The sequence below is a fragment of the Secundilactobacillus paracollinoides genome, assembly GCF_001702155.1.
Taxonomy (GTDB): domain Bacteria; phylum Bacillota; class Bacilli; order Lactobacillales; family Lactobacillaceae; genus Secundilactobacillus; species Secundilactobacillus paracollinoides.
In genome coordinates, this window is the sequence record NZ_CP014912.1 from 951,684 (window position 1) to 973,717 (window position 22,034).

The 22,034-nt window shown below is 46.8% G+C and carries 24 protein-coding genes and 1 pseudogene; 16 read left to right on the top strand and 9 right to left on the bottom strand.

Annotated elements, in window-relative coordinates:
* Position 1 precedes the first annotated feature (1 nt).
* The 7 genes from AYR61_RS03965 to AYR61_RS03990 all read left to right on the top strand — a co-directional run bounded on the left by AYR61_RS03965 (position 2) and on the right by AYR61_RS03990 (position 4,976).
* Positions 2-868 carry an ABC transporter permease gene (locus AYR61_RS03965; protein WP_065901791.1) on the top strand — a complete coding sequence of 289 codons (867 nt, stop codon included), beginning with the start codon at positions 2-4 and terminating at the stop codon, positions 866-868.
* 31 nt (positions 869-899) lie between these two features.
* Complete coding sequence (locus AYR61_RS03970) at positions 900-1,559, top strand: YdeI/OmpD-associated family protein (RefSeq protein WP_065901792.1); 660 nt, start codon at positions 900-902, stop codon at positions 1,557-1,559.
* A gap of 34 nt (positions 1,560-1,593) precedes the next feature.
* Complete coding sequence (locus AYR61_RS03975) at positions 1,594-2,046, top strand: LytTR family DNA-binding domain-containing protein (protein WP_054708281.1); 453 nt, start codon at positions 1,594-1,596, stop codon at positions 2,044-2,046.
* A 10-nt stretch (positions 2,047-2,056) separates the two neighbouring features.
* The gene (locus AYR61_RS03980) at positions 2,057-2,470 is read left to right on the top strand and encodes a DUF3021 domain-containing protein (RefSeq protein ID WP_054708284.1); all 414 of its coding nucleotides are present in this window, start codon (positions 2,057-2,059) and stop codon (positions 2,468-2,470) included.
* A gap of 403 nt (positions 2,471-2,873) precedes the next feature.
* Positions 2,874-3,455, top strand: coding sequence for a TetR/AcrR family transcriptional regulator (locus tag AYR61_RS03985; protein ID WP_065901794.1), 582 nt, complete (start codon positions 2,874-2,876; stop codon positions 3,453-3,455).
* Between the two features lie 79 nt (positions 3,456-3,534).
* Complete coding sequence (locus AYR61_RS15680; RefSeq protein ID WP_263850101.1) at positions 3,535-3,954, top strand: aldehyde dehydrogenase family protein; 420 nt, start codon at positions 3,535-3,537, stop codon at positions 3,952-3,954.
* A complete protein-coding gene (locus AYR61_RS03990; protein ID WP_263850102.1) occupies positions 3,954-4,976 on the top strand; it encodes an aldehyde dehydrogenase family protein in 1,023 nt (340 codons plus the stop codon). The genes AYR61_RS15680 and AYR61_RS03990 overlap by 1 nt, the downstream gene beginning before the upstream one ends.
* 52 nt (positions 4,977-5,028) lie before the next feature.
* Here the strand turns inward: AYR61_RS03990 and AYR61_RS03995 are convergent, their stop codons facing one another.
* The 4 genes from AYR61_RS03995 to AYR61_RS04005 form a co-directional block, all read right to left on the bottom strand.
* On the bottom strand, positions 5,029-6,348 hold the full coding sequence (locus tag AYR61_RS03995) for an MFS transporter (RefSeq protein ID WP_065901796.1): 1,320 nt from the start codon (positions 6,346-6,348) through the stop codon (positions 5,029-5,031).
* A 641-nt stretch (positions 6,349-6,989) separates the two neighbouring features.
* On the bottom strand, positions 6,990-7,385 hold the full coding sequence (locus tag AYR61_RS04000; RefSeq protein WP_054708298.1) for a VOC family protein: 396 nt from the start codon (positions 7,383-7,385) through the stop codon (positions 6,990-6,992).
* An 89-nt stretch (positions 7,386-7,474) separates the two neighbouring features.
* Positions 7,475-7,801, bottom strand: a complete 327-nt coding sequence (locus AYR61_RS15480; protein WP_225353110.1) for a zinc-binding dehydrogenase — start codon at positions 7,799-7,801, stop codon at positions 7,475-7,477.
* Positions 7,770-8,420 (bottom strand): NADP-dependent oxidoreductase, encoded by a 651-nt coding sequence (locus AYR61_RS04005; protein ID WP_225356512.1) that lies wholly within the window; start codon positions 8,418-8,420, stop codon positions 7,770-7,772. The genes AYR61_RS15480 and AYR61_RS04005 overlap by 32 nt, the downstream gene beginning before the upstream one ends.
* A 148-nt stretch (positions 8,421-8,568) precedes the next feature.
* On the opposite strand from AYR61_RS04005, the gene AYR61_RS04010 reads away from it, so the two are divergent.
* Both AYR61_RS04010 and AYR61_RS04015 read left to right on the top strand, forming a co-directional pair.
* The gene (locus tag AYR61_RS04010) at positions 8,569-9,081 is read left to right on the top strand and encodes a TetR/AcrR family transcriptional regulator (protein ID WP_065901798.1); all 513 of its coding nucleotides are present in this window, start codon (positions 8,569-8,571) and stop codon (positions 9,079-9,081) included.
* 14 nt (positions 9,082-9,095) lie between these two features.
* Positions 9,096-9,653: an IS1096 element passenger TnpR family protein gene (locus AYR61_RS04015; RefSeq protein WP_065901799.1), complete on the top strand. Its 558-nt coding sequence runs from the start codon at positions 9,096-9,098 to the stop codon at positions 9,651-9,653.
* Positions 9,654-9,703: 50 nt separating this feature from the next.
* Here AYR61_RS04015 and AYR61_RS04020 read toward each other — a convergent pair whose 3' ends face one another.
* On the bottom strand, positions 9,704-10,186 hold the full coding sequence (locus AYR61_RS04020; protein WP_225356513.1) for a MarR family transcriptional regulator: 483 nt from the start codon (positions 10,184-10,186) through the stop codon (positions 9,704-9,706).
* Between the two features lie 143 nt (positions 10,187-10,329).
* Between AYR61_RS04020 and AYR61_RS04025 the strand changes: the two genes are divergently transcribed.
* Positions 10,330-10,611, top strand: a complete 282-nt coding sequence (locus AYR61_RS04025) for a TMEM175 family protein (RefSeq protein WP_156770458.1) — start codon at positions 10,330-10,332, stop codon at positions 10,609-10,611.
* Complete coding sequence (locus AYR61_RS04030) at positions 10,612-10,908, top strand: hypothetical protein (protein ID WP_065901805.1); 297 nt, start codon at positions 10,612-10,614, stop codon at positions 10,906-10,908.
* A 44-nt stretch (positions 10,909-10,952) separates the two neighbouring features.
* On the opposite strand, the gene AYR61_RS04035 is transcribed toward AYR61_RS04030, so the two are convergent.
* On the bottom strand, positions 10,953-11,570 hold the full coding sequence (locus tag AYR61_RS04035; RefSeq protein WP_065901807.1) for an FMN-dependent NADH-azoreductase: 618 nt from the start codon (positions 11,568-11,570) through the stop codon (positions 10,953-10,955).
* Between the two features lie 160 nt (positions 11,571-11,730).
* Here AYR61_RS04035 and AYR61_RS04040 point away from each other — a divergent pair, with 160 nt between their 5' ends.
* The 3 genes and pseudogenes from AYR61_RS04040 to AYR61_RS04050 all read left to right on the top strand — a co-directional run bounded on the left by AYR61_RS04040 (position 11,731) and on the right by AYR61_RS04050 (position 14,961).
* Complete coding sequence (locus AYR61_RS04040) at positions 11,731-12,231, top strand: GNAT family N-acetyltransferase (RefSeq protein WP_056987001.1); 501 nt, start codon at positions 11,731-11,733, stop codon at positions 12,229-12,231.
* A 580-nt stretch (positions 12,232-12,811) separates the two neighbouring features.
* Positions 12,812-13,927 (top strand): annotated as a pseudogene (locus AYR61_RS04045) (thiamine pyrophosphate-dependent enzyme); the annotation flags it as partial.
* 161 nt (positions 13,928-14,088) lie between these two features.
* Positions 14,089-14,961 (top strand): FAD synthetase family protein, encoded by an 873-nt coding sequence (locus tag AYR61_RS04050; RefSeq protein ID WP_065901809.1) that lies wholly within the window; start codon positions 14,089-14,091, stop codon positions 14,959-14,961.
* A gap of 63 nt (positions 14,962-15,024) precedes the next feature.
* Here AYR61_RS04050 and AYR61_RS04055 read toward each other — a convergent pair whose 3' ends face one another.
* Positions 15,025-15,465, bottom strand: a complete 441-nt coding sequence (locus AYR61_RS04055) for a nuclear transport factor 2 family protein (protein WP_054708316.1) — start codon at positions 15,463-15,465, stop codon at positions 15,025-15,027.
* A 121-nt stretch (positions 15,466-15,586) separates the two neighbouring features.
* Here AYR61_RS04055 and AYR61_RS04060 point away from each other — a divergent pair, with 121 nt between their 5' ends.
* On the top strand, positions 15,587-16,252 hold the full coding sequence (locus AYR61_RS04060; protein ID WP_054708318.1) for a TetR/AcrR family transcriptional regulator: 666 nt from the start codon (positions 15,587-15,589) through the stop codon (positions 16,250-16,252).
* A 736-nt stretch (positions 16,253-16,988) separates the two neighbouring features.
* Positions 16,989-18,950, top strand: coding sequence for an asparagine synthase (glutamine-hydrolyzing) (gene asnB / locus AYR61_RS04065; protein ID WP_056987000.1), 1,962 nt, complete (start codon positions 16,989-16,991; stop codon positions 18,948-18,950).
* Positions 18,951-19,351: 401 nt separating this feature from the next.
* Here the strand turns inward: asnB and AYR61_RS04070 are convergent, their stop codons facing one another.
* Complete coding sequence (locus tag AYR61_RS04070; protein WP_054708321.1) at positions 19,352-20,455, bottom strand: TcaA second domain-containing protein; 1,104 nt, start codon at positions 20,453-20,455, stop codon at positions 19,352-19,354.
* Positions 20,456-20,478: 23 nt separating this feature from the next.
* On the bottom strand, positions 20,479-21,459 hold the full coding sequence (locus tag AYR61_RS04075) for an alpha/beta hydrolase (RefSeq protein ID WP_065901811.1): 981 nt from the start codon (positions 21,457-21,459) through the stop codon (positions 20,479-20,481).
* Positions 21,460-22,034: the final 575 nt, after the last annotated feature.

The window sequence follows — 22,034 nt, forward strand, 5'->3', positions numbered from 1 at the left end:
GATGACAGCCTTTATTAAGCGGAATTTACAGCTCTTTTTCACCAACGGCAGCAACTTATTCTTTTCACTGCTAGGGGCACTGATCTCATTTGTGCTCTACATTGTTTTCCTAAAGCAGAACATGGCGAGTGCCTTACCGTTTACTGGTAAATCGGCGGTGCTTGATCCCTGGGTCATTGGTGGGACGCTCACGGTGACAGCCGTGACAACAACGCTAAGTGCGCTCAGCCAAATGATTCAAGACCGGGAACGGGGCACACTCGCTGACTTTTTGATGACGAAACTCGCCTATTGGCAACTACAAACTGCCTACCTTGTCAGTGCGTTTATCGTTGGCTGGATCATGCAGATCATCATGGCGGGTGTGATGTACGCTTATTTTGCAGCCGTGGATGGAATTACGATCCCCTGGAAGCTAACACCGCAATTAATTGGCATCGCCGGTTTCAGCAGTTTGATCTGGACGGCGTTTAGTCTGCTATGTTTGAGCTTTGTCAAAAAGGTGGATACACTGGGCAAACTGGGTACCATCATTGGCACAGCTTCAGGGTTCTTTGCGGGAGTTTACATTCCAATTGAATCGGTACCAAAAGCTGCGCAAACGTTGATGAAGATCACGCCAGCACCATACAATGCCGCACTGTACAGACAACTATTAATGAAGACGGCACTTAACGATAAGTTTAGTGGCGCCCGAGCAGGCCAAAAAGCCGCCTTTGAGACGGCGTTTGGGGTTCGACTTAAGTTGGGTTCAGTATTATCATTAACTTCAGTATATGGCGTTATGCTGGCATTCTTAGTCGGCTTCGTCATTGTCGCCTTGCTATTGATGCGTCGGAGTCGTAAACAAGTCATGGTGCGCATATAGTCAACTCATTGGGTGAAACGAGGGTCAGCTCATGGAAAATTTAGAAAAACTTGGGTTCACAAAATATCGGCATATTAGTCTTGATCACGTTCCAGCGTCACTTAGTGTATTGGTCGATGGCCTGATTGTAGAACCGCTCTCGACGGCGACTGATCTGCGGGTAGTCTTTGCGTTAAGTTTGCCTGAGATGAAGGCCCACATTAACCAGGTGGCCGCCGATAAACAGCTGGCGGCGGATGGCGTCGTCTACCTGCTGTATCCTAAACTTGCCAGTAAACAGTACCAGGGGATTCATCGGGATGCACTCTTTTCATTTTTGGCCATTAATCACACGACTGGGGAAATTGGGGCCACGGGTTTGAAATTTTCTCGCATGCGCAGTTTTAATGCTGACTTTACGATGATTGACCTGCGCTGGCTATCAGCGGCGCCGCGACGCCAAACGACCAGTCAACGCGTCGGTGACTACGCAGATCGGGTGCAAGACCTCGCACAACGACTGAGTGGTGAACCTGCAGCTGCCAGTTGTTTTTCTGAGCTGACGCCGGGTTATCAACGCGGGTGGGCGCGCTACGTTTACTCACCAAAACAGGCGGCAACCCAGCAGACGCATTTTGATCAGGCGGTCGCTGCGTTAACCGCTCATCAGCCGACCTGGGCTGCGTACCGGGCTGCTCAGAAGCATAACTGAGCGATTATCAAACCGAAAAGAGGCGCCACCACTGATGAAAGTCACCTTTGAAATAACTGCCGCAGTGCCACAAGATGAGATCGAAGTGGTCGTGCGTGCTGCAACGTTATCGCCAGATGTTACCCAGCTGCTCAATCGCCTGAACCAGTTAGGCGTCCGCCCCGCGGTACTCCCGATCACAGTCGCTGACCAGGTCATTATTTTAGCAACGGCTGACATCATCGCGCTGGAAGTAACCGGTGAGCGATTGACCGTGCAAACCGTCAATAAGATCTATCAGATTAACGGTCAGCTGAAAACGATGCTTGCGCGACTGCAAAATCCCGTTTTTGTTCAAGTTGGGCGAAGTGTCGTCCTCAATATTGATTATTTAACAGCATTAGAAGCTGAATTTTCTGGCAACATGACGGCAAAAATGACGAACGGTCTAAAACTCACGGTCAGCCGTAAGTTTTTACCCGATCTGAAACGCAGCATTGGCATGTGAGGTGGCTAAAATGAAAGCAATAAAAACGTTAATTGTCTACGCGATGTACGGCATTATGGTTGGGGCGACGATGTATCTATTAGTCATGATGACCGGGGTCCACGTGTTTTCGGTGACGCCCGTTAATATCGTTGCGCTCTTCGTTTTGTCAGGATTGATCGGGTTGTTATCGCGGTTATTTGATGGCGACCGGCTGTCATTTATTCAGCAACTCAGTATTCACTTTGTGGCCACATTTGTCCTGGTAGTGGCAGTAAATGCAGTGATGCACTGGCACTTCTTGTCGACCGGCACTTGGTTGCGATTTGGTCTCATTTTTCTGGCTGTATACTTCATTGTTTGGCTCGGCTGGTACGTTCAGACGCGACTGACTGCGGATAGTATGAACGCGCAGCTGCAGGCGCGACAGCGTGATGGTAAATAGTAGTGCAAAGGTCAGTACTCAAGACTGGCCCTTTGGAATTGTTTGAGAGGATATAGAATAGAGATATGGATAAAATTTTTGAAATATTATGTATATGCATAATTGCCGGCGCAGGTTTACTTTTGATCGTTAATTTCGTAACTGCTTTTAAAACCACGTTATTAGTGACGCTTCTCTTTTTGGGAAGTTGGTTTATTAAAGACCGTTTTTTTAGTAGATAGATGATATTGAGGTCATGACCGTCGTTTGCGGGGGTGGCTTTTTCACTTGAATCTAAGGAGAGAGCAGTATTTAACTGCCAACGGAATCATTCTTGGTGGGGTTAAGTTTTTCCTGTTGACAAAAAAAGCGGAATCGATTATTATCTTAATCGAACGTTCGATTTATTAAAAGGAGCTTAGCAATGCGAGAAAAAGATACAGCCAAGGCAACAACAATTATTGATCAGGTCGGCCATATTATTTTGGAAGAGGGCATTTCAAACGTGTCGATGTCGCGAATTGCAAAAGCGAGCGGCATCTCATCATCGACCATCTATGTGTACTTTGCGGATAAGGAAGATGTTTTAAAACAGGTTTACTTAGCAAACAAGCAGGGCCTTGCAGATTATTTGGCCGAGCATGTTGACCAGAACATCTCTGATGCGGTTGCGTACGTGCGTGCTTTTATGACCGCAGTTTATGATTTTGGTCAAACGCACTATGACGCTTTGATGATCATTGACCAGTTTAACCACTCACCACTCCTAGCACATTTGGCGGTTAGTGAAGCAGAGTCGTTTGCGGGCTTTGAACCGTTATTTGCACGCGTTAAACAAGCGCCGTCGGGGACGTTTCAGGCGGTTGACCCGTTAGTCCTGTTATCATTTGGTTATGCCCCAGTTGTGATGTATCTTCAAGCGATAAAGCGGCGACAATTAGATGCTGATGCAACGACGATCGACCAAGTCGTGACCATGTGTCTGAATGCCATGCAACAACACTAATGCACTATAAAATATCTGAACAGATATTTTTTTAAACTTAAAATAATCGAACATTCGATTAAAAAGGAGACTTTTAAAAATGACAACTTTAACAGAATTGAACCAATCATTTAAACGTCAACGTGAAAGTTATTCACGCGCCCAACCGATGGCATACGAGGAGCGCATCGCCTCCCTAGATAAAATTGATCGCATGATTAAAGAAAACGTCAATGAATTAGTTGCAGCCTTACAAACTGATTTTGGTCAACGAGATCCAATGCAGATCCTAGGCGCAGATATTAGCGGCCCAATTGGTACCATTGCTTATGTGAAAAAACATCTGCAACGGTGGATGAAGCCAGATAAGAAACCAATTGGGATGATGGCGTTAACGGGCACTCGCCAATTTATTTTAAATGAACCGCTGGGTGTTGTTGGGATTATGTCACCCTTCAATGCGCCAATTGATCTACATTGGACCCAGCTGTGGAGGCAATTGCGGCTGGTAACCGAGTGATGCTGAAAATTTCAGAGTTTACGTCTGAGGCGGCGACAGTGTTGCAGCGATTAGTCGCACAGTATTTAGACCCCAGCGTGTTAACCGTGGTCACTGGTGAAGCCGATGTTTCCGCAGCGTTTTCCGCCTTACCATGGGATAAATTTGTGTTTACGGGCGGTTCAGAAACGGGAAAGAAGATCTTGGCCTCAGCAGCCCCCAATTTGACGCCGGTCATTCTTGAGCTTGGCGGTAAAAATCCAGCCATCGTCTTGCCAGACGCTGATAAAGCATTAGCGGCTAAGAAAATTGCTCGGAGCCGCAGCGGTAACTCTGGTCAGATCTGTTTAGACACTGATTATGCGCTGGTGCCAAAGAATCAGCTAAACGATTATATTGACCGAATCACGCAAGAGCTGACGACGGCCTTTCCAACGTACCATAACAACCCAGAATTCTCAGCACTGATCAATGATGGCGCGTTTAAACGAATCAGTGCGGTTCTAGATGAGGCAAAACGGGCAGGGACGACGCTGATTACCATCAATCCTAATCGTGAAGAGATGCCGGATGCACAAGCTCGATTGATGCCCTTTACGTTAGCTATTAATCCGGATCCCAAACTTCGCGTTGCCCAAGAAGAAATGTTTGGCCCTGTTTTGTCGATTTTTTCATACGAGACGCTCGATGAAGCCATCTCGTTGATTAATACGCATGAAAAATCACTGGCCTTGTACATTTTCGGTCAGAATCAGCGGCAAATCGACCAGATTCTCAGTCAAACGTCATCTGGCGGTGTGGATATCAATGAGTTATTCTTTCACGCTGGGTCACATGAAATGGGCTTTGGTGGTGTCGGTTACTCAGGTATGGGCCGATACAAAGGCGGTAAATTAGGTTTTGAAGCGTTCAGCAATCCGAAGTCTGTGTATAAACAGGGACGACTCGCAAAATTCACCAGCCGGTTCATGGTGCCGATTCACAATCCAAGGGATGTTGACCAATACCAACGTCTTATGGGGATTCATTTGAATAACCACTAAAAAAGCACTCATGGCCGATTGCACGGCTGTGAGTGCTTTTTGGATGTCATGGTTACTTCGTATAATCGATCTCCTTAGTTTCCTTAGTCGTTAACAAGGCTAAGAATGCCACGATGGCCATGATTGCCAGGTAGAAGCCAACGGCGTGGATGCCCCATTGATCAACTAACCAGGATGCTAACGTTGGCGCAAAGGCTGCGCCAACAATGGCTGAAGCGTTGTAGGCGATGCCGGCACCAGAGTACCGGGTGCTGGTTGGGAATAGTTCAGGCAACAGTGCGGCAACGGGGCCGTAAACGACACCCATTGCGAGGAAGCCGACAATCAAGAAGAACAACCCGCCAGCAACGTTGTGGTTGCCGTTTAAGAAAAATGGGAAGATCATCGCAAAGGCGGCAATCAAGATGGTGCCGAGTAACAGGACCTTCTTCCGGCCAAATTTATCTGCCATCAAAGAAAAATAGAGGATCATTGCAGCGAAGGCCACGATCGACCCCATCAGCATCAACAGCCACTCCTTATTGGCGAAGCCTAACGCGGTGGTGGCGTAACTGAGTGACCAGGTTGAAAGCAGGAAGAAAAATGTGTAAGAAACGGACATCGTCAAAGTGCCTTGCAGAACTTGACGCCAGTTTTCTTTGAAGACCTTAGCAAGTGGTGCTTTTGTCACGTTATCTTGTTCTTGAGCCATCCGGTATAGCGGGGTTTCTGACATCCGTCGCCGGATCCACAGCCCCACGATAACGAGTACAGCTGAGGCTAGGAATGGAATCCGCCAGCCAAAGGCTTGCATCTGAGACGCAGTCAGATTGGATTCGAGGATGTAGTAGAGGCCGTTACAAAGGAAGAAGCCGATTGGTGCGCCGAGTTCAGGAAAGGCACCAAACAGCGCCCGCTTGTTCTTGGGGGCGTTTTCGGTGGCCACCAGAACGGCGCCAGACCACTCGCCGCCAAGGCCGATTCCTTGGATGAACCGGCAGAGGCAGAGGAGGGCGATCGACGCCATTCCAAGTTTTGCGAATCCTGGTAATACCCCAATTAGAACGGTTGACACACCCATGATAAGTAATGAAACAACCAATGTGCGTTTCCGGCCTAACTTGTCACCAAAGTGGCCGAAAATCAGTGACCCCAGTGGGCGAGCAACGAAGGCCACCCCGAAGGTCAATAGACTCAGAATCATAGCGATGGTGGGGGTCACTTCTGGGAAGAACACCTTTGGAAAATATGTAGCGGCTGCGGTGCCGTAAGCGTAAAAGTCGAAAAATTCAATGGCGGTTCCAATCATTGAGGCTAAAATAACAGTCTTCACCGGGTCCCGTTCGATCGTTTTCGTGGGTGTTGCTGATAGTGCGTTTGGTTGAGTTTCCATTGCGTCACTTCCGTTTCTTAGAATTTGATGTGAAAAATTGCAATATGTGTGATGAGACTATGTGGGTGTTGCCAAATCCTGGGACTATGTGTCACTGACGATGAGCGTCACCTCCGTTTTGACTAAAAAAGGCCAGGGGCTGAATTAACAGCTCCTGGCCTAAACCATCGCTGCCCGTTGCTTGCGGGCATCATCAAATGACCCGCAGACTAAATGACAATAATGTCTCGGGCAATGACGACTACATTCACGTTGATGATAGCGGTAGTTTTTCGCATGGTGTTTGACCTCGAATTTTTAGAATAGGTTGACTATACCAGATGAAAAATGAAAAGTAAATGGCAAATTGATTAAAATATTTATTTTTCTCTTAGAATGTTGTCTGGGTTCGGTGCGGGATGGGGTGCGGGGGTTGGGTTGGTGTTGGGGATTTGGGGATGGAAAAACTCAGGTTGCCGAGGCTTTGTGCTTCGGTTGCCTGAGCTTTTTGGTTGGTTTTGAGTTCCTTCTTGGCAACGTAGTGGAAACGCGATACACAAAACAAGGGGCGGCCATGTAAGGGACTTCGGCAAAAAATCCAAGCCCGGGATTTTCCACCAAAGTCCCTTACATTCTGCCCCTTACCGTTTTGTTCCACGCTCTTACTCTAACCAATCCACCGACACCACATTCCCATCCAGATCCTTCACTTCCAGCTCATACATCTGGTCTTCCGGAATGCCCATATCAACGTGGTAGTAACTGCCACCGTTTTTCTTTGCCGTTTCCGCAAAGCGTTTCACGTCTGTTACACTATCCAGACTCAACGCAATCATTGCGCCGCTTGTTGTTTGCGTGTCCGCAATCGTTTGGTTCTGCAAGAATTGGGCGTAGAAGTCGTGGGTCAGCAACATGAACCAGATGTCGTCGCTCCAAATCATCGCGGCGGATTTTTCGTTTGAGAATGCTTCATTTTGCTTGAACCCGAGGGCGGTGTAAAATGCGATTGCGTTTGGCAGGTTGGTTACTGGTAGGTTGATAAACACCATTTTTGTCATCGTTTGGCCTCCTTAGGCAGGACATGTGTCTTATTTGAGGCCATTATACGAAAAACTAGCGTCGTGCGTCCACGACTATTACTCAGCAGTTAGTCAGCAACGTGAATCACGAGTTTCTCAGTTGTGTGATGGCCCTCAATCTTTTGATGCGCTTTGATCACGCTAGCGGCAGTGAACGGCATCGTCTGCAGTTCAATATCTAATTGACCCTTGGTAAAGAGGTCGCTTAACCCAGCCATCAAAGCGGTATCTGTATGCGAAAATTGGAAACTGACGCTCTTGTCGGGCAGTGCAAGCTGTTCCGGGGTGGGTTGACCAGCGACGGTGACAAGTTTTCCGCCTGATTTAAGCACGGCCAGGCCGCCCGCAATGTCGCCAGCAGTATCAAAACACAGCGTCCACAGTTGAAACGACATCCGCCACCGCTGTCGTGTGGTAGTCGATGATCTGATCGATGCCAAGTTTCTGTAACAGTTCAGTATGCGCTGGACTGGCAGTGGTGATGACTTTTGCACCCAACGCCTTCGCAATCTGCACCGCAAACAGACCAACACCCCCAGCACCGCCCTGAACGAGTACCGTGTCGTTTGATTGAACCTTTAAATTCTGGACGATGGCCTGGTAGGCAGTCCCCGCGGCAATTGGCAGTGCGGCCGCCTGGTCAAATGACATCCCGGCAGGAATCTTGGTAATGGCAGCTGGATCCACGACCGTTGCCTCGGCGTAACTGCCCGCGTTACCGGGATGGTCACTCGCCAAGGTGCCAAAAACGTGGTCACCTGCGTGATATTGGGTCACATTCTGGCCAACCTCAGTAATGATGCCGGAAAAGTCCCAGCCTAAGACTAACGGAAATGACCAGTTATCAGAAAATGGCGACTGGAGGTAGCCAGCTCGAGCAGCGATATCCATGGGGTTGATACTAAAGGCGTGGATGGCGACAGCAACGGTGTCCGCCGTGAGTGCTGGTTGGTCAAGATTGATTTCGTGGAATTCGTCGGCAGTGCCGAATTGATTAATGGCGATTGTTTTCAAGTTAAGTCCTTCTTTCAAGTTTAAATCCTAAACTCTGTTAGAATGAAGCTAGTTTAACACCGTCGTAAAAATAGACAATCTATACGTTATCAACAATGTCGAAAATACCGACACTTTAAACAAAATGTCTTCGAAAGGACGATTTAGGATGGCAACTCGGCAACAAGAACGAACCGAAAAACTCATTTTTACAGCATTCCAGGAACTCATGACGCAAAAACTATTCAGTAAGATCACCGTCAATGATATTGCCGATCAGGCGCTGATGCACCGCTCAACGTTTTACACGCACTTTACCGATAAATATGACCTGCTGGAACGCTATTTACAAGCAAAACACCAGGACCTCAATGAGGATGCACAGGCGGTGTATGACCATCCGTTTACCGCATTTTCGCTGAAAAACGAGGCGCTGTTGCCAATGCTTCAGTACCAGAGCCGCGATGAAACGTTTCGCAACGGGCTCATTGAATTCATGATGCACATGATTCTGCAACTGCCATCAGACAAAACGGAAATTGAGAAATTTTTCATTATTGGCCGGATCAAGGGCATCACACTATGGATCTCTGAAACGCACCAACCATACGATATTTTAACGGATTTTGCCTATTTGGATGAAATTTACCAAACCGGCAAAATCCCCGTCACTCACCAATAAGGAGGCCCTTATCTATGGCAACCACCGCGGCGATTCTAATTCATGCCAAACTCAAAGATACGGCGACTTGGCGCCAATTATTGGTGCCGGTAGCGATCCGCTATGATCAACTGCACGTGCTGTTGCAGCTAGCTTTTGGCTGGCAAAACGCTTATTTACATGTCTTTTATCCATTAGCTCAGGATAACAAGCAGTACGTTCCCGCATCCTATGATGAAATGGGGGTGACGGACGGCGTCATTGCCAGTTATCCAACCGAGAAAAACTATCTGTATCCAGACATCAGTGAGGGGCCAGTGGTATATGATTATGCCATTGATGCCGGTTATTCGATTGAACTGACGCTGAAAGAAGAGGTAAGCTTTGCCGGGTTAAAGGCACGGAATTTACCCTCCTGCACGGCGGGTCGAGGCTCAAATCCGCCTAACGAGCTGACAAACACGGTTGATGATCCTGTATTTCATCGCGCAGACCTTAATCGGGCTCTTGCACTTTGGGCGCAGGCTGGCAATCAGATGATCTTAGCGGATGATGATGGGCTGACTGAGACTGATCTGGATGATGACTACTAATTTGTAAGAAAAAACGTGTCGAACACCGAGGTGGTAGTCGACACGTTTTTTTACTTTTTTTGATTGATAATATCATCTAAATGCTGATTATAAGCCGCTAGAAAGGCCAGTGTATCATCAACGAGTGATTGGTCGGTTTCCGTAAACAACGCGGCGTCACGGGCCTCAAATTGGCGATTAAGGGCGGCGTGCGTGTTGTACACGTCCTTGCCCTTAGCAGTGAGTCTGAAATAAATTTCTTTCTTATTATCCGGCTTTTGGTAACGTTCAATGAGGGCGTTTTTCATCAACCGCCGTGTCATTTTACTGACGGCGCCACGTGTGACGTACATGGCATTAGCAATGATGGTTACGTTCGCGTCCGGATGATTACCGATGAATTCGATCGTGTGCACCTCAGCTGGCTTGTAACCGGCGAGCTGCTCGTCTAGTTGCGTGTGTTCCAGCAGGGTTGTCTTATCGATCAGCGAACTCATGCTGGCCATAAATTGCGCTTGTTTGTTCAATACGCTGTCTTCCTTTCGATGAGTCATTATAGGTAGCATATCAAATAAATGTTTCCTATTCAACAAAGCGAAATGTTTCATGTGAAACATTTTTGCGGTGTTCAATTATTATGACTGCCCTTAAGCACTATTCTTAGGTATGATGGAGGTAACATTTGGAGGTGGTCAACGTGAATAAGGGGCGACTTGAAGCGTTCACGGATGCGATTTTAGCAATTATTATGACGATTATGGTGTTGGAACTCCATACACCGGAAGGCTTTACGCTGGCGGCAATTCAAAATGAACTCATTCCATTGTTAGCCTACGTGATCTCGTTTGTCGGGATTACGAATCTCTGGGCAACACATCATTTTATTTTTGAACCCATGCATAAAGTGAGCTATGGGGTGTTTATTGTGAATATGGCACTGCTGCTGTGGGTATCGTTGGTGCCCATCACAACGGCCTGAGTGGCAACGTACCCTACGAAATTTATTCCGCAATTGGCGTACATCGTGGTTATTTTTGGCTGGGCGATCTTCCTTTTGCTGTTGGGACATGAGGCACATCGAGCGGATGAAGATTATCCGACCAACATTATGGCGGGCCGCGAAATGAGCGGCATGCTGGTTATTATGGTGATCGGCGCGATTGCGTCGTTCTTCTTGCCGTATGCGGCACTGACGACTGGGGTGATCGTCATCGGGATGTACCTCGTGATTCCACACCAAAACTTTGTGCGGCATCACAAACGTAAGGGTAACTAATTAAAACGACCAGTCAGGCAATGACTGGTCGTTTTTTTGCGGGACTAAAAAACTGTTGCGATTTCGTCCGCAGTCCGAAAGGCTTCGGCCATAATGCTGTCAGCGCGCTTGGGATAGCGGTCCATGCCTTCAACGGGAAGGGCGGTGACGTCAGCGCCCAAGAAGGTCATGACATCCTTGACGTAGCGGCTTGCTAAATTTTGGCCGTTCGTGATGCCGCCAGCTGCTTGAATGTGCAGCACTTGCTTGCCCGGCGCGAGTGGCCGTTCACCCACCGCAACCGTTTCAAAGGTCTGGCCTTCAACACAAACGGTGTCAAACCAGGCCTTTAACTTCCCAGGAATCATTAAATTCCACAGGGGATTCGCGATAATGACCTTATCCGCATCGATGAACTGCTGGGTCGTTTGGCGAAACTGCGTCAATTGTGTTTGCTGCGCGTCTGGCAGGTCAGCGAAAGTCTTTCCAGCTGACAAGGCCCGCTGCGCCGTGACCAGATCTCGGTCGAAATCTGGGAATTTTTCAGCGTACAGATCGCGGACCACAACGGTGTCGTTGGTGTGAAGCTGAAGGTAACTTGTCAAGAAGTGTTCAAGGACAGTTAGGGAATGTGATGCTGAAGTTGGTTTAGGATTTGCTTTGATTACCAGTACAGTCGTCATTTGAATCGCCTTCCTTTATGTAAACTCTATGGTTATCATAACGGGTCTGATCGGGTTTGACAACGACTGCGGTTCGCAAGTTCTCACCGCGGTGTGACGTTGCGCGACCTCAGCAAGTATCGTAAAATGAGCAGGACATTAAAACTGGAGGCTCGCCATTTTGACAGTGACATTTGAGTACGCAACACACGCTGATTTACCGACCATCGTTCATATTTATAATGAAATTATTCCCAGCCGTTTAGCGACGGCTGATCTCGAGCCGATTTCGGTTGCGTCCCGAGAGGACTGGTTTACTGAATTTGATCCCAATTCTCGCCCACTTTGGGTAATGAAGGATGGTGACCAAATTGCCGGTTGGGTCAGTCTGGAATCCTTTTACGGGCGTCCTGCCTACCACCAAACGGCTGAAATCAGCATCTACATTGATGAAGCATTTCGCCATCAGGGACTGGGGCAACAGGCGTTAGATTACGTATTCTCGCACCTATCAGCGTTGGGCTTGCAAAATATCGTGGCCTTTATCTTCAGTCATAACGGGCCAAGTCAGGGACTATTTAAGAAAAACGGCTTCGAGGTTTGGGGTCATCTGCCTGAAGTTGCCGAAATGGATGGGCAGTTACGAAGTCTGGATATTCTCGGGAAACATTTTGAAGCATAGATTATTAAAATTGGCGCCATCACTGAAAAGTGGTGGCTTTTTTTATGCTAAAAAAGGAAACTGCTAATTTATTAAACAACTTTGACTTTGCTTGCTAGTCATTCACAAATCAAGGCCTGCTGATTCGATTTAATAATTTGATAATAATTATAAAATAATTCAATGGTCTTTCATTAAAACAGTTGATGTTTCAACTATTTTTACCGGCATAAACACTTTCAAATAGTAACCGAGTTATGAAAAAGAATTAGAAAATAAACAGTACGAACAGAAAATCCTGATTTGCTTGTGAATTCCATAACAGTATCCTGTTTTTAAACACATCACGGCATGTGTTGCTGTAATGACAGCTATTCCGAAATCGTCATACCTGTAATCCAAAAACAGAATGTCATCGAAATTTTCTTGAATTTCACTAACTTATAGTGAAAATATCTATCGAAAAACTGAAAATCCAAAAAAAGTTTAATTAATTTTTCAGCGAATGTAAATGCTTCCAAATCATTACAGACACACGGGATTGACCGCTTAACGATTTTTCAAAAATGGGACCGACGGGTTAAAAAATATAAATTTAAGCGTTTACATTGGTGTTGGTGCCAAGGGCGCTGCTGAAGAATTGAAAGCTGCTTCTGAAAAGTTCAAGATGCCACTTGTTTCTTCCGTATTAGGGAAGGGTATCCTTGAAGATAACTATCCTGCCTACCTTGGCTCAACTGGCCGAGTTGCGCCAAAGCCAGGTGCTGAAATTGGGTTTAGCACTGATTTAATTATTTGGGTCGGCAACAACGTGCCATTTAGTATCTTCCTGTTCAACAAGAAGGCTAAGGTTATCCAGATCGATGTGAACTCAGAGAAATTTGGGAAGCGTCACCACACCGATGTTGCGATGTTAGCTGACGCAAAGAAGGCCTTGGCTGCCTTAGTTGATGCCGGTGAAGCACGCGACGCATCAGCCTTCTACAACGCTGCTTTAGCAGACAAGAAGAACTGGGACGACTGGCAAGCCAGCTTCAAGGACAGCACTGAATCACCAGTTCGTCCAGAACCGATCTTTGACGTGTTGAACCAAGAAGCCGCAGACAATGCCGTCTTTGCCATTGATGTTGGTAACGTCAACATTGACTTCGAACGTCTTTTGAAGATGCACGGCGACCAAAAGTGGTGCACTTCAGGAATTTACGCAACCATGGGCTGGGCTGTTCCTGCATCATTGTCAGCTAAGACCAACTTCCCAGACCGTGAAGTTTACAGTCTGAGTGGTGATGGTGGTTTCGCCATGTTATCAGAAGAATTGTTGACCCAAGTGAAGTACAACATGCACGTTGTCAACATTGTCTTCAGTAACGAAACGTTAGGCTTTATTGAAGCTGAACAACGTGATGATAGTCACCAACCACAATCAGGGACTGATTTAATTGCCACTGACTGGGCTAAGGTCGGCGAAGGATACGGTGCCGTTACCTTTACTGTTAAGACTAAGGCTGAATTCAAGCAGGCTTTGGAAGATGCTAAGAAGACCGATAAGCCAGTTCTGATCGACGTCAAGTACACCCACAAGATGCCATTCACGACTGAACACATGTTTATTGACCCATCATGGCAGGACCAAGGTCAAATCGATGAATTCGTCAAGACTTACGATGCTCAAGATCTGAAGCCATTCAGTTATTTTTTAAAGCAAGCGCAAGCCTAGATCATCCCGGATTCATTGACTAAGGTACTGCGATTTTAAGAAAAACACTTTCCGTAAAAATGAGCGAGCATGACTGTTTACTCAGCGAGAAAAGGTGCCGCACTGTCAGGTGCCGCACCTTTTTTTATACATATTGTCACACCATTCAGGAGGTACCAGACATGCAGGTGATTTCGCTAAACGCCCAAAAATTGAATACGTTATCGCAACAGGCACCGGTTGTCCTGGCACTCGGGTTCTTTGACGGGGTCCATCAGGGTCACCAGCAGGTCATTCAAACGGCGAAACGACTGGCGGATGAGCGCCATCTACCGCTCGCTGTGATGACGTTTAACCGCCACGCGTCACGATTATTTCAACCGGACGCCCCATTTCGGTACCTGAATACACTCGATCAAAAGACGGCCCACATGGCAGAAAATAAGGTGAATTTGCTCTACGTTGCGGATTTTAACCGCCAATTAGCCGGTCTGATGCCAACCGCATTTATCGATCAGTACCTATTAAAATTAAACGCTCAGGTCGTCGTCGCAGGGTTCGATTACACGTTTGGTCGTGGCGGCAGTCACGGGATGGCGGATCTCGATCATCTGAGTGCTGGCCGGTTTGAAGTGGTGACGGTCAACCAACTGACCGAACGGCGCGAAAAGGTGAGTTCGACACGGATTCGTCACCTGATTGGGCACGGTGAGATCAAGGCCGCCAACGCGCTTTTAGGTTATGACTATGAAATTGCTGGTCAGCTCATGGTGACCGGCAATCGCTTAGTTGTGACGCCTGACAGTCCGTTGCAGCAGTTACCGGCAGCTGGACGTTACTTCTGCGTGGTTCGTGATGCCCAATTGCGGGAACCGGCAGTGGTGACGGTTGAGGAAAATGGCCGGCTCGCCGTGATGTTATCCGGCATTGAGCCACAGCAAAACGCGCCAGTTGCAGTGACCATCACTTGGACGCAGCAACTTAGCGTGGATACTGCTGAGTTGGTATTACCTGGTCAGTCTTTTAAAAACGAATCATTGTCCTCATGTTTATAATAAAAATGACATCACGCGCAGTCCTAAACTTGCGCGTGATGTCATTTTATATATAGTAGAAAATTAGGCAATTGTTGCTAAATTAAGCGTTAAACCAGCAATCTTCCAGCCATCCTCAGTTCGTTGGTAACTGACATCTTCACTTTGGTAGACAACGTTGGTATTGTCGTCGGATTTTACGAGCACCCAAAGCAGCCATTCACCAGTTGCTGTATCACCGTCGATCTTGAATTGGGGACTCGTGAAATTATGCATGTTAATGGTGTCCGGCGTCCCCATTTGTGATTGCAGCATGTTGACGATGTTGTCCCGGCCAGTCATGTCAACGTTCATCATGGCGCTCTTCCAGTAGGCGTCCGCCGTGAAAACGTCGCTGAACTGGTCAAGGTCGGTTTGCTTACCGTTCCAGCCGGTATTCACTAAGTCAGCGTAGTGGGCTTGCAGGGCGCGTAGGGCTTCTAAATCTTCGAGGTGTTGTAACCGTGCTTCGATTGTTTGTGTCATTTGTTAAGCTCCTCCAGTTATATTTACTTTTTTGCTGTTAAAAGTTAATATAAAAGAAGATAGCACAGTTAAATTAACTTTTCAACTAAAAATAGTTAACTTTTAGAAAGAAGGAGCTTAAATGCCAATTGCAAAGAGTAAGGCGTATCATCGCGAACAGATGGTCCACCGGCTATTGCCAGTCATTCGCGTGACCGGCTTTCACGACATGACGTTACAAAAAATCGTAACCCGCGCGCACGTCAGCAAGGTGACCTTCTATAAATACTTTGAGTCTTTTGATGACCTCGTCGCGCAAATTGTGTCTGATTTGGTCGACTATTTACAGGAAGAGGAATTTCCAACTCAGGTCACTCAGGAGAATTATTTGAGCGCGTTTCAACATATCAGTCTCAAGACGTTTGAACTATCAGCGTTTATCTCATTGCGGTTTCAAACCGACCTGGCTGCGGACTATCCTGAACTAGCCAACCAACTGGAGCGGGCAATTTTGACGCGTGAACAGGCGCTGACGGCGTTCTATGAGCAGGGTCGCACATTAGGTATTGTTGCCGATGTCGATATTGCGATGGTTGTTTACCGTGACCGACAAATGGTACCTGCGCTTGTAGACCGGCATATTGGCGATACTGCGGATCAGGTTGCAGAAATGATGCGAGATTATATGGTTTTGACGGCACGGGAATTGTTGGCAACTAAATATTTGGAGCAGTTTCCGTTGACAGATTTTGAAACGCAGGTGGCGGCATTGAGTGAGAAGATTCAAGATAGTTATCAAGCGCTTTAGATGGTCAAGTCCGTTGCATTCCGCAATTTGGCACGGCATCGAAGTGGCTCACGATGAAGCTAATTCGATTTCTGCTGCGCAGCTCTCGAATGGATCTTCATCGACTCGCACATCAGTAACCGACCCAAGAACGGTCGCTAACTGATGTCGACACCACGATGCCGTGCCAAATTGCTGCATTCCACTGACATTGAGCTTACTTTTACCACTGGTTAAGCTTCACAATGGCATTAAATCGAGTTCGCAGAGAATCCGCCCTCGACTGCCAGTAAGCCTATTGACAGCAATGCTTCTTAAAATGTACGAATCATTGGTAACGTTCAATTAGCAGGTTTCATTGCACCGCTTATGCAGTCTTTCCATCTATGATGACGACTACAAGTATCGTAACGAAGCGGCATGTCAGTGCTATTTTACTCAATCAACAATGAAAAGACACATACATGGTCGTACTGAACACCGTGTTTCACGCTCTTTCTTAAGGAACTCTTACGCCAAAGTAAGTTACTGGACTTTCAGTGATGAAATCGAGTACAGTATCACTGTTTAGAAACGTTCGGCCATTAATGAGGGGAACGTTGGGTTAAGACCTGTCTAAATGGTGTGATTTAGAGTATAATGGAGTCTTAATTTGATTGATACGAAGCGTTGGCTGTAGGAAGTAGCGAGTACCGGAAGAGAGTTTCCAGAACTCGCATTGCGCAACGCAAGATAAGTTACAGGGAGGAACAACAGTATGTGTGGCATTATTGCCTTTAGTGATCCGCAAGTAGAAGACAAACCAGCCGTTCTTGATTCGATGCTTAAGATGATTCAACATCGTGGCCCCAACGTGAGCGGTGGGGGGAAGTATACGAATGATAAGGTGGCCATGGGCTTTGTTCGCCTGAGTATTATTGACCTGAAGTCTGGGGCGCAACCCATCTATAATGAAGATGGCTCGATTCTTGTGACCTTTAATGGTGAAATTTACAACTACCAGTCACTGCGTAAGGAACTGATCGAAAAGGGGCATACCTTTAAGACAAAGTCCGATACAGAAGTGTTACTGCATGGTTACGAAGAATGGGGCATGGCGGGCACACTTAAACGTGTTCGCGGGATGTTTGCCTACCTGATCTATGATATGAATAAGAAGACCATGTACGGTGCCCGTGACTTCTTTGGTATCAAGCCGCTGTACTACTATCAAAACGGCGATACATTCATTGTGGGCTCAGAAATTAAGTCCTTCATGAAGCACCCGAACTTCAAGCTGGAACTCAACAAGAAGGCTGTGAAGCCATACTTGATGAACCAGTATAACGATTTGAAGGAAACCTTCTTCAAGGGTGTCTATCGTTTTCCAGCTGGTCACTGGTTTGAATATTCAGACGACGGCCAGTTAGACATTCATGAATACTGGGATGCCAAGTACAACATTGAAAACGATCGCAGCGTTGACCAAGTTGTTGACGAGATCGATGACGTGGTCACTGATTCGATCGACCGTCACGATAACGCTGATGTGCCGGTTGGGAGCTTTCTTTCCGAAGGGGTCGATTCCTCATACGTGACGACGGTGTTGAAGCCGCAGGAAGTTTTCAGTGTGAACTTCAACGATGGCCCATTTGATGAAGCCAGCGTTGCCAAGGAGTTAGCCGACGAAAATGGATTTAACTTCAACGTTGAAACGGTGAACCCACGTGAAGCCTTTGAGGACTTCCCAGAGATGCAGTATCATTTGGACGAACCAGACGCTAACCCTTCTGTAATGCCGTTGTGGTACCTCTGTCGGTTAGCTCGGCGGAAGGTTACCGTTGCGTTGTCAGGTGAAGGTGCCGATGAGCTGTTTGCCGGCTATGTCAACTACGGCGAGCATTCAACCAATGGCACGGTCAAGGCAGTGGCGAACGGTATTCGTCATTTACCAAAGGGCCTGCGCTACCGGATCGGTCACAGCATCAAGAAGATGAAGAACTTTCCAGGCAAAACGCAATTGTACACCTGGGCCGCTAAGCCAGCTGACTACTACGTTGGTGAGTCGCTCATCTATGACCCAGACCAACCAACGATCTTCACTGCAAACCAAGCCAACGGGGTCTTAACCGATGACTACAAGAATGATTTGACGGTCAACGGCATCTACCAAGAGGACTTTGCGAAGGTTAAGGATACCGAAGAGATCAAGCAGATGCAGTACATCGACCTGCATCACTTCATGCTAAACGATATCCTGCAAAAAGCCGATAAGATCTCAATGGCGCACTCTCTTGAATTGCGGGTGCCATTCTTGGATAAGGACGTTGCAGAATTTGCTAACAACGTGCCATCTAAGATGCTCTTGAACAGTAAGGACTCCAAGTGGGCCTTCCGGAAAGCCGCAGGTAAGCATTTGCCAGCCGACTTTGCCAACCGGCCAAAGCTTGGGTTCCCAGTGCCAATCAAGACCTGGTTACGTGAAGAGGACTACTGTGATGTTGTTCGCAGCCTCTTCAAGGAAGATTGGGTATCTGACATCTTCGACCAGGACAAGATCTTGCAATTGCTGCAGGATAACTTCGATGGTAAGACGGATGCCCGGCGCCAGATCTGGACGGTTTACACGTTCTTGGTATGGTACAAGATGTTCTTTATCGACTTTGATGGCACCGTTAAGAAATACGGCCACGTTCAGCCTGAGGTTAAGGCGTTGATGGATAGTGGGAAGCTAGTGTAGAGTGTGGAAGAAGGCGGTTAGAGGGCGGAGCGTAAGCAACTCTGGCAGAAATGCCTGAACTTGGCATTTTTGCCAGAGTTGCTTACGCAGGAGCCCTCTGCCTTCTGGAACACGTTTCGGCAATGAGGCCCGACCCCACGTCACCCAATCCAACATAAAAAAATCAAAAATCGAAAAAAAGCGAGTCCAAACCGGACCCGCTTTTTTTGATGTCTCCAATCTGCAAAAACTAAAGCAACGCAATGTTACATCACCCATTCAGCACTTAACCAACAAATAAAACGAATATGACGTTATATTAACGGCCAAACAAATATAACGTCATAAAAGAGCGAAATCCCGCAATACAACAGGACCTCGCTCTTTTACGATAGCTAATACTAAAACGTTAAATATACCCACTAATCACCAGTTTCGAACTTTCCAGTATCTTCATCTAATTCACTGGCAATATCATGAATTTGGTCGTACCGATAAGTGCCGTCATAATCGTGTGAATCCTTATCGTAGGCTTCGACCTGCAACACATCGGTGTGCGGCCAGCTGAGTTTGTAAGTATAGTCATCGTAATCAAACCCGTACTGGAAAGAAACAGCATCGATGCCGGCTTGTTCGTCACCCTTGTACTCTTCTTCAAATAAACCGTAATCGCTGGTGTCACCACTATTGTTATGATTGCCATCGTTTGGTTCCGGAGCAGTTGTTGTGTCGGATGAGTCGGAGGTATTTGCTGTAGCGGTAGTGCCGTCATCGGTAGTCGCATCGTCTTCTACTGAAAGATCGACCTTCGCGTTTTTAACCTGCGTCGAAACAAGGTTTGCGACAACGGAGCGTTTGTTTTCGTCGTCCTTCATTTTAAAGGTGTAACGACCTGGAAAGAGCGGGCCAGCCTTATAGGTGTAATCGTCATTTTTAGCAGTCGCAACGTTAACGCCGTTCAGACTGATCGAGGCACCATCCTCATTGGTTGAAACAGTGGGGTACATGGCGGTGACTTCTAGCTTGTAGCGTGGGAAGAACAGCAGGTGATGGCCGTCCTTTACCAGTTTGAAAGTACCATCATTCGTTTGGTCGTTTTTATTGAGCGCCGATTTCATTTGAGCTAAATAGGACTTGTTCTGGGTAATATAAGTTATAAACGGCTTAAGCGCTGAGGCATTAATGTCCAGACTCGGATCCTTGGTCGTCATGAATTTAGCGGCTGACCCGCCATTATGTGATTCTAGCGTTGAGACCATGCTGTCGACTTGTTTGGTTTTGCTATAGGCTGAGGTGCCGTAGAAGTAAAAGACCGCAACCGCCGCAAGGACGATGATAGCGCTGATCCATCGCAGTTTTCGGTGCGGATGTCTTTTGCGAACGGTGCGCGTTGCTGCACTTGTAGTCGTTGGTGTAACTGGTTGTGGCTGTGTAGACGTTGTTGCCTGGGTTAATTTGTAGCCGCAGTTTTGACAGAAGGTGTCAGATGGCTTAACGGCGGCACCGCAATTTGGACAAGTGTTCATGAAAATCCCCCCAATAAATGAACTTAGTTTTTGAGATGTTGAAAGATGAAACGATAAGCAAGCGGTAATGCGTGGTTCCAGTACGTCCAGTTGTGATTGCCAAAATGGTCGATCTGGTATGTAACTGGGATGTGTTGGCGCTTTAAAGCGTTGGTAAACTGGTTGACGGCGGCGATTGGCACAGTGGTGTCCTGCGATGTTGATTCAATATAGAAGGCAGCGGGTTGGCGGCCCTTTTTGAGATAGGTGCCAAGATACCGCGTCGGCTGATTTTGATCGTACAGTGCTTGAGAGAACGCACCGTTGTGCTTGAAGGCCGATATCTGGGTGTTCGCCTGCACCGTTTGCGGGACTTGTTGCCAGACAGTTGGTGAAATGAGTGCCGCGGTATGAAAGGCGTTGGGGTGCCGAAACGTTAAATTAGCAGCGCCGTAACCACCCATGGAGATGCCACCAACGGCGCGATGTTTTGCCCCGGCTAACTGGTAGGTCGTTGTCATTTTTGGAATGAGTTCCGTCATGATAGCGGATGCCATTTTCTGCGTTTCTGTATCAAGGTAAAACGAGTTGCTGCCGTCAGGAAAAATCACTACAACTGGCAAGTGTTGGCTGTTAACGAGTTGATCTAAAACCTGTTTAGAGTGCGCTTGGGTCGTTAGGTTTGTTTCATCACCGTACAGGCCGTGAAGCATGTAGATTGAGGCGAAGTGCTGGCCGTCAGTCTTTAAGCGCGCGTAGTTTTTAGGCAGATACACTCGGTAGTGCCAATTCTGTTGTAACGCTTTTGAATATATGACGTGTGACGTGACAGAACTTGGTGTTGTCGGTATTTTTGATGCGTGATGCGGTTTTAAAACGACCTGATGTGCTTGTGCTCGGCGGCTAGTGCCTGATACTGGCTGTTTTTGTGCAACCGGTTTTGCGATGAGCCGGATAATGCCCGCACTACCCGCTACTAGGCAAATCAGCAAAATTAGCATAGCCGTGATGACACGTTTAGACATAAATGAGCAGTCCTCCCCTTAGAAAGCTAACTATCTATTAATAATAATATTATCTTTAAGTTAAGAGTACCATATGATGTTTAACAAAATAATTGGCATAAGTTATGGCTGTTCTAAGTGATTATAAGCATTTATTTACCAGCAATAATTATTTATAGTGTATTTTTTCACTCGAAATCAGTTTAAAAATTGCACAACTGTGCATTTTTTAACCAAGAGAATGAGAAAGTAGCACGTCCGAGAAGTGTTGCGTAAAATGCAATTATTCTTGCATGTAACGAAAATGTAATATATAAAAATAAGTTTTTAAGATAAGCATTTTCAAATAGTTTACTCGTCAACTGACGCTGAAATCCCCCGTGTCTCGCAACTTGTGATTCCTTGAATTAGCAATTAATTATTAGTTGATAGTTAAAACAGTTTATTCGATATGTAAAAATAACAACAGAATCAAAAAAATGTGTATAAACCAACACAAAAGTGATAATATGTATCTGAAAGCGGTATCGGGACCGCTTATACTTATTAGTCATTCAGGGAGGAAGGACTATTAAGGTGATGGGGTTGTTTGTCTT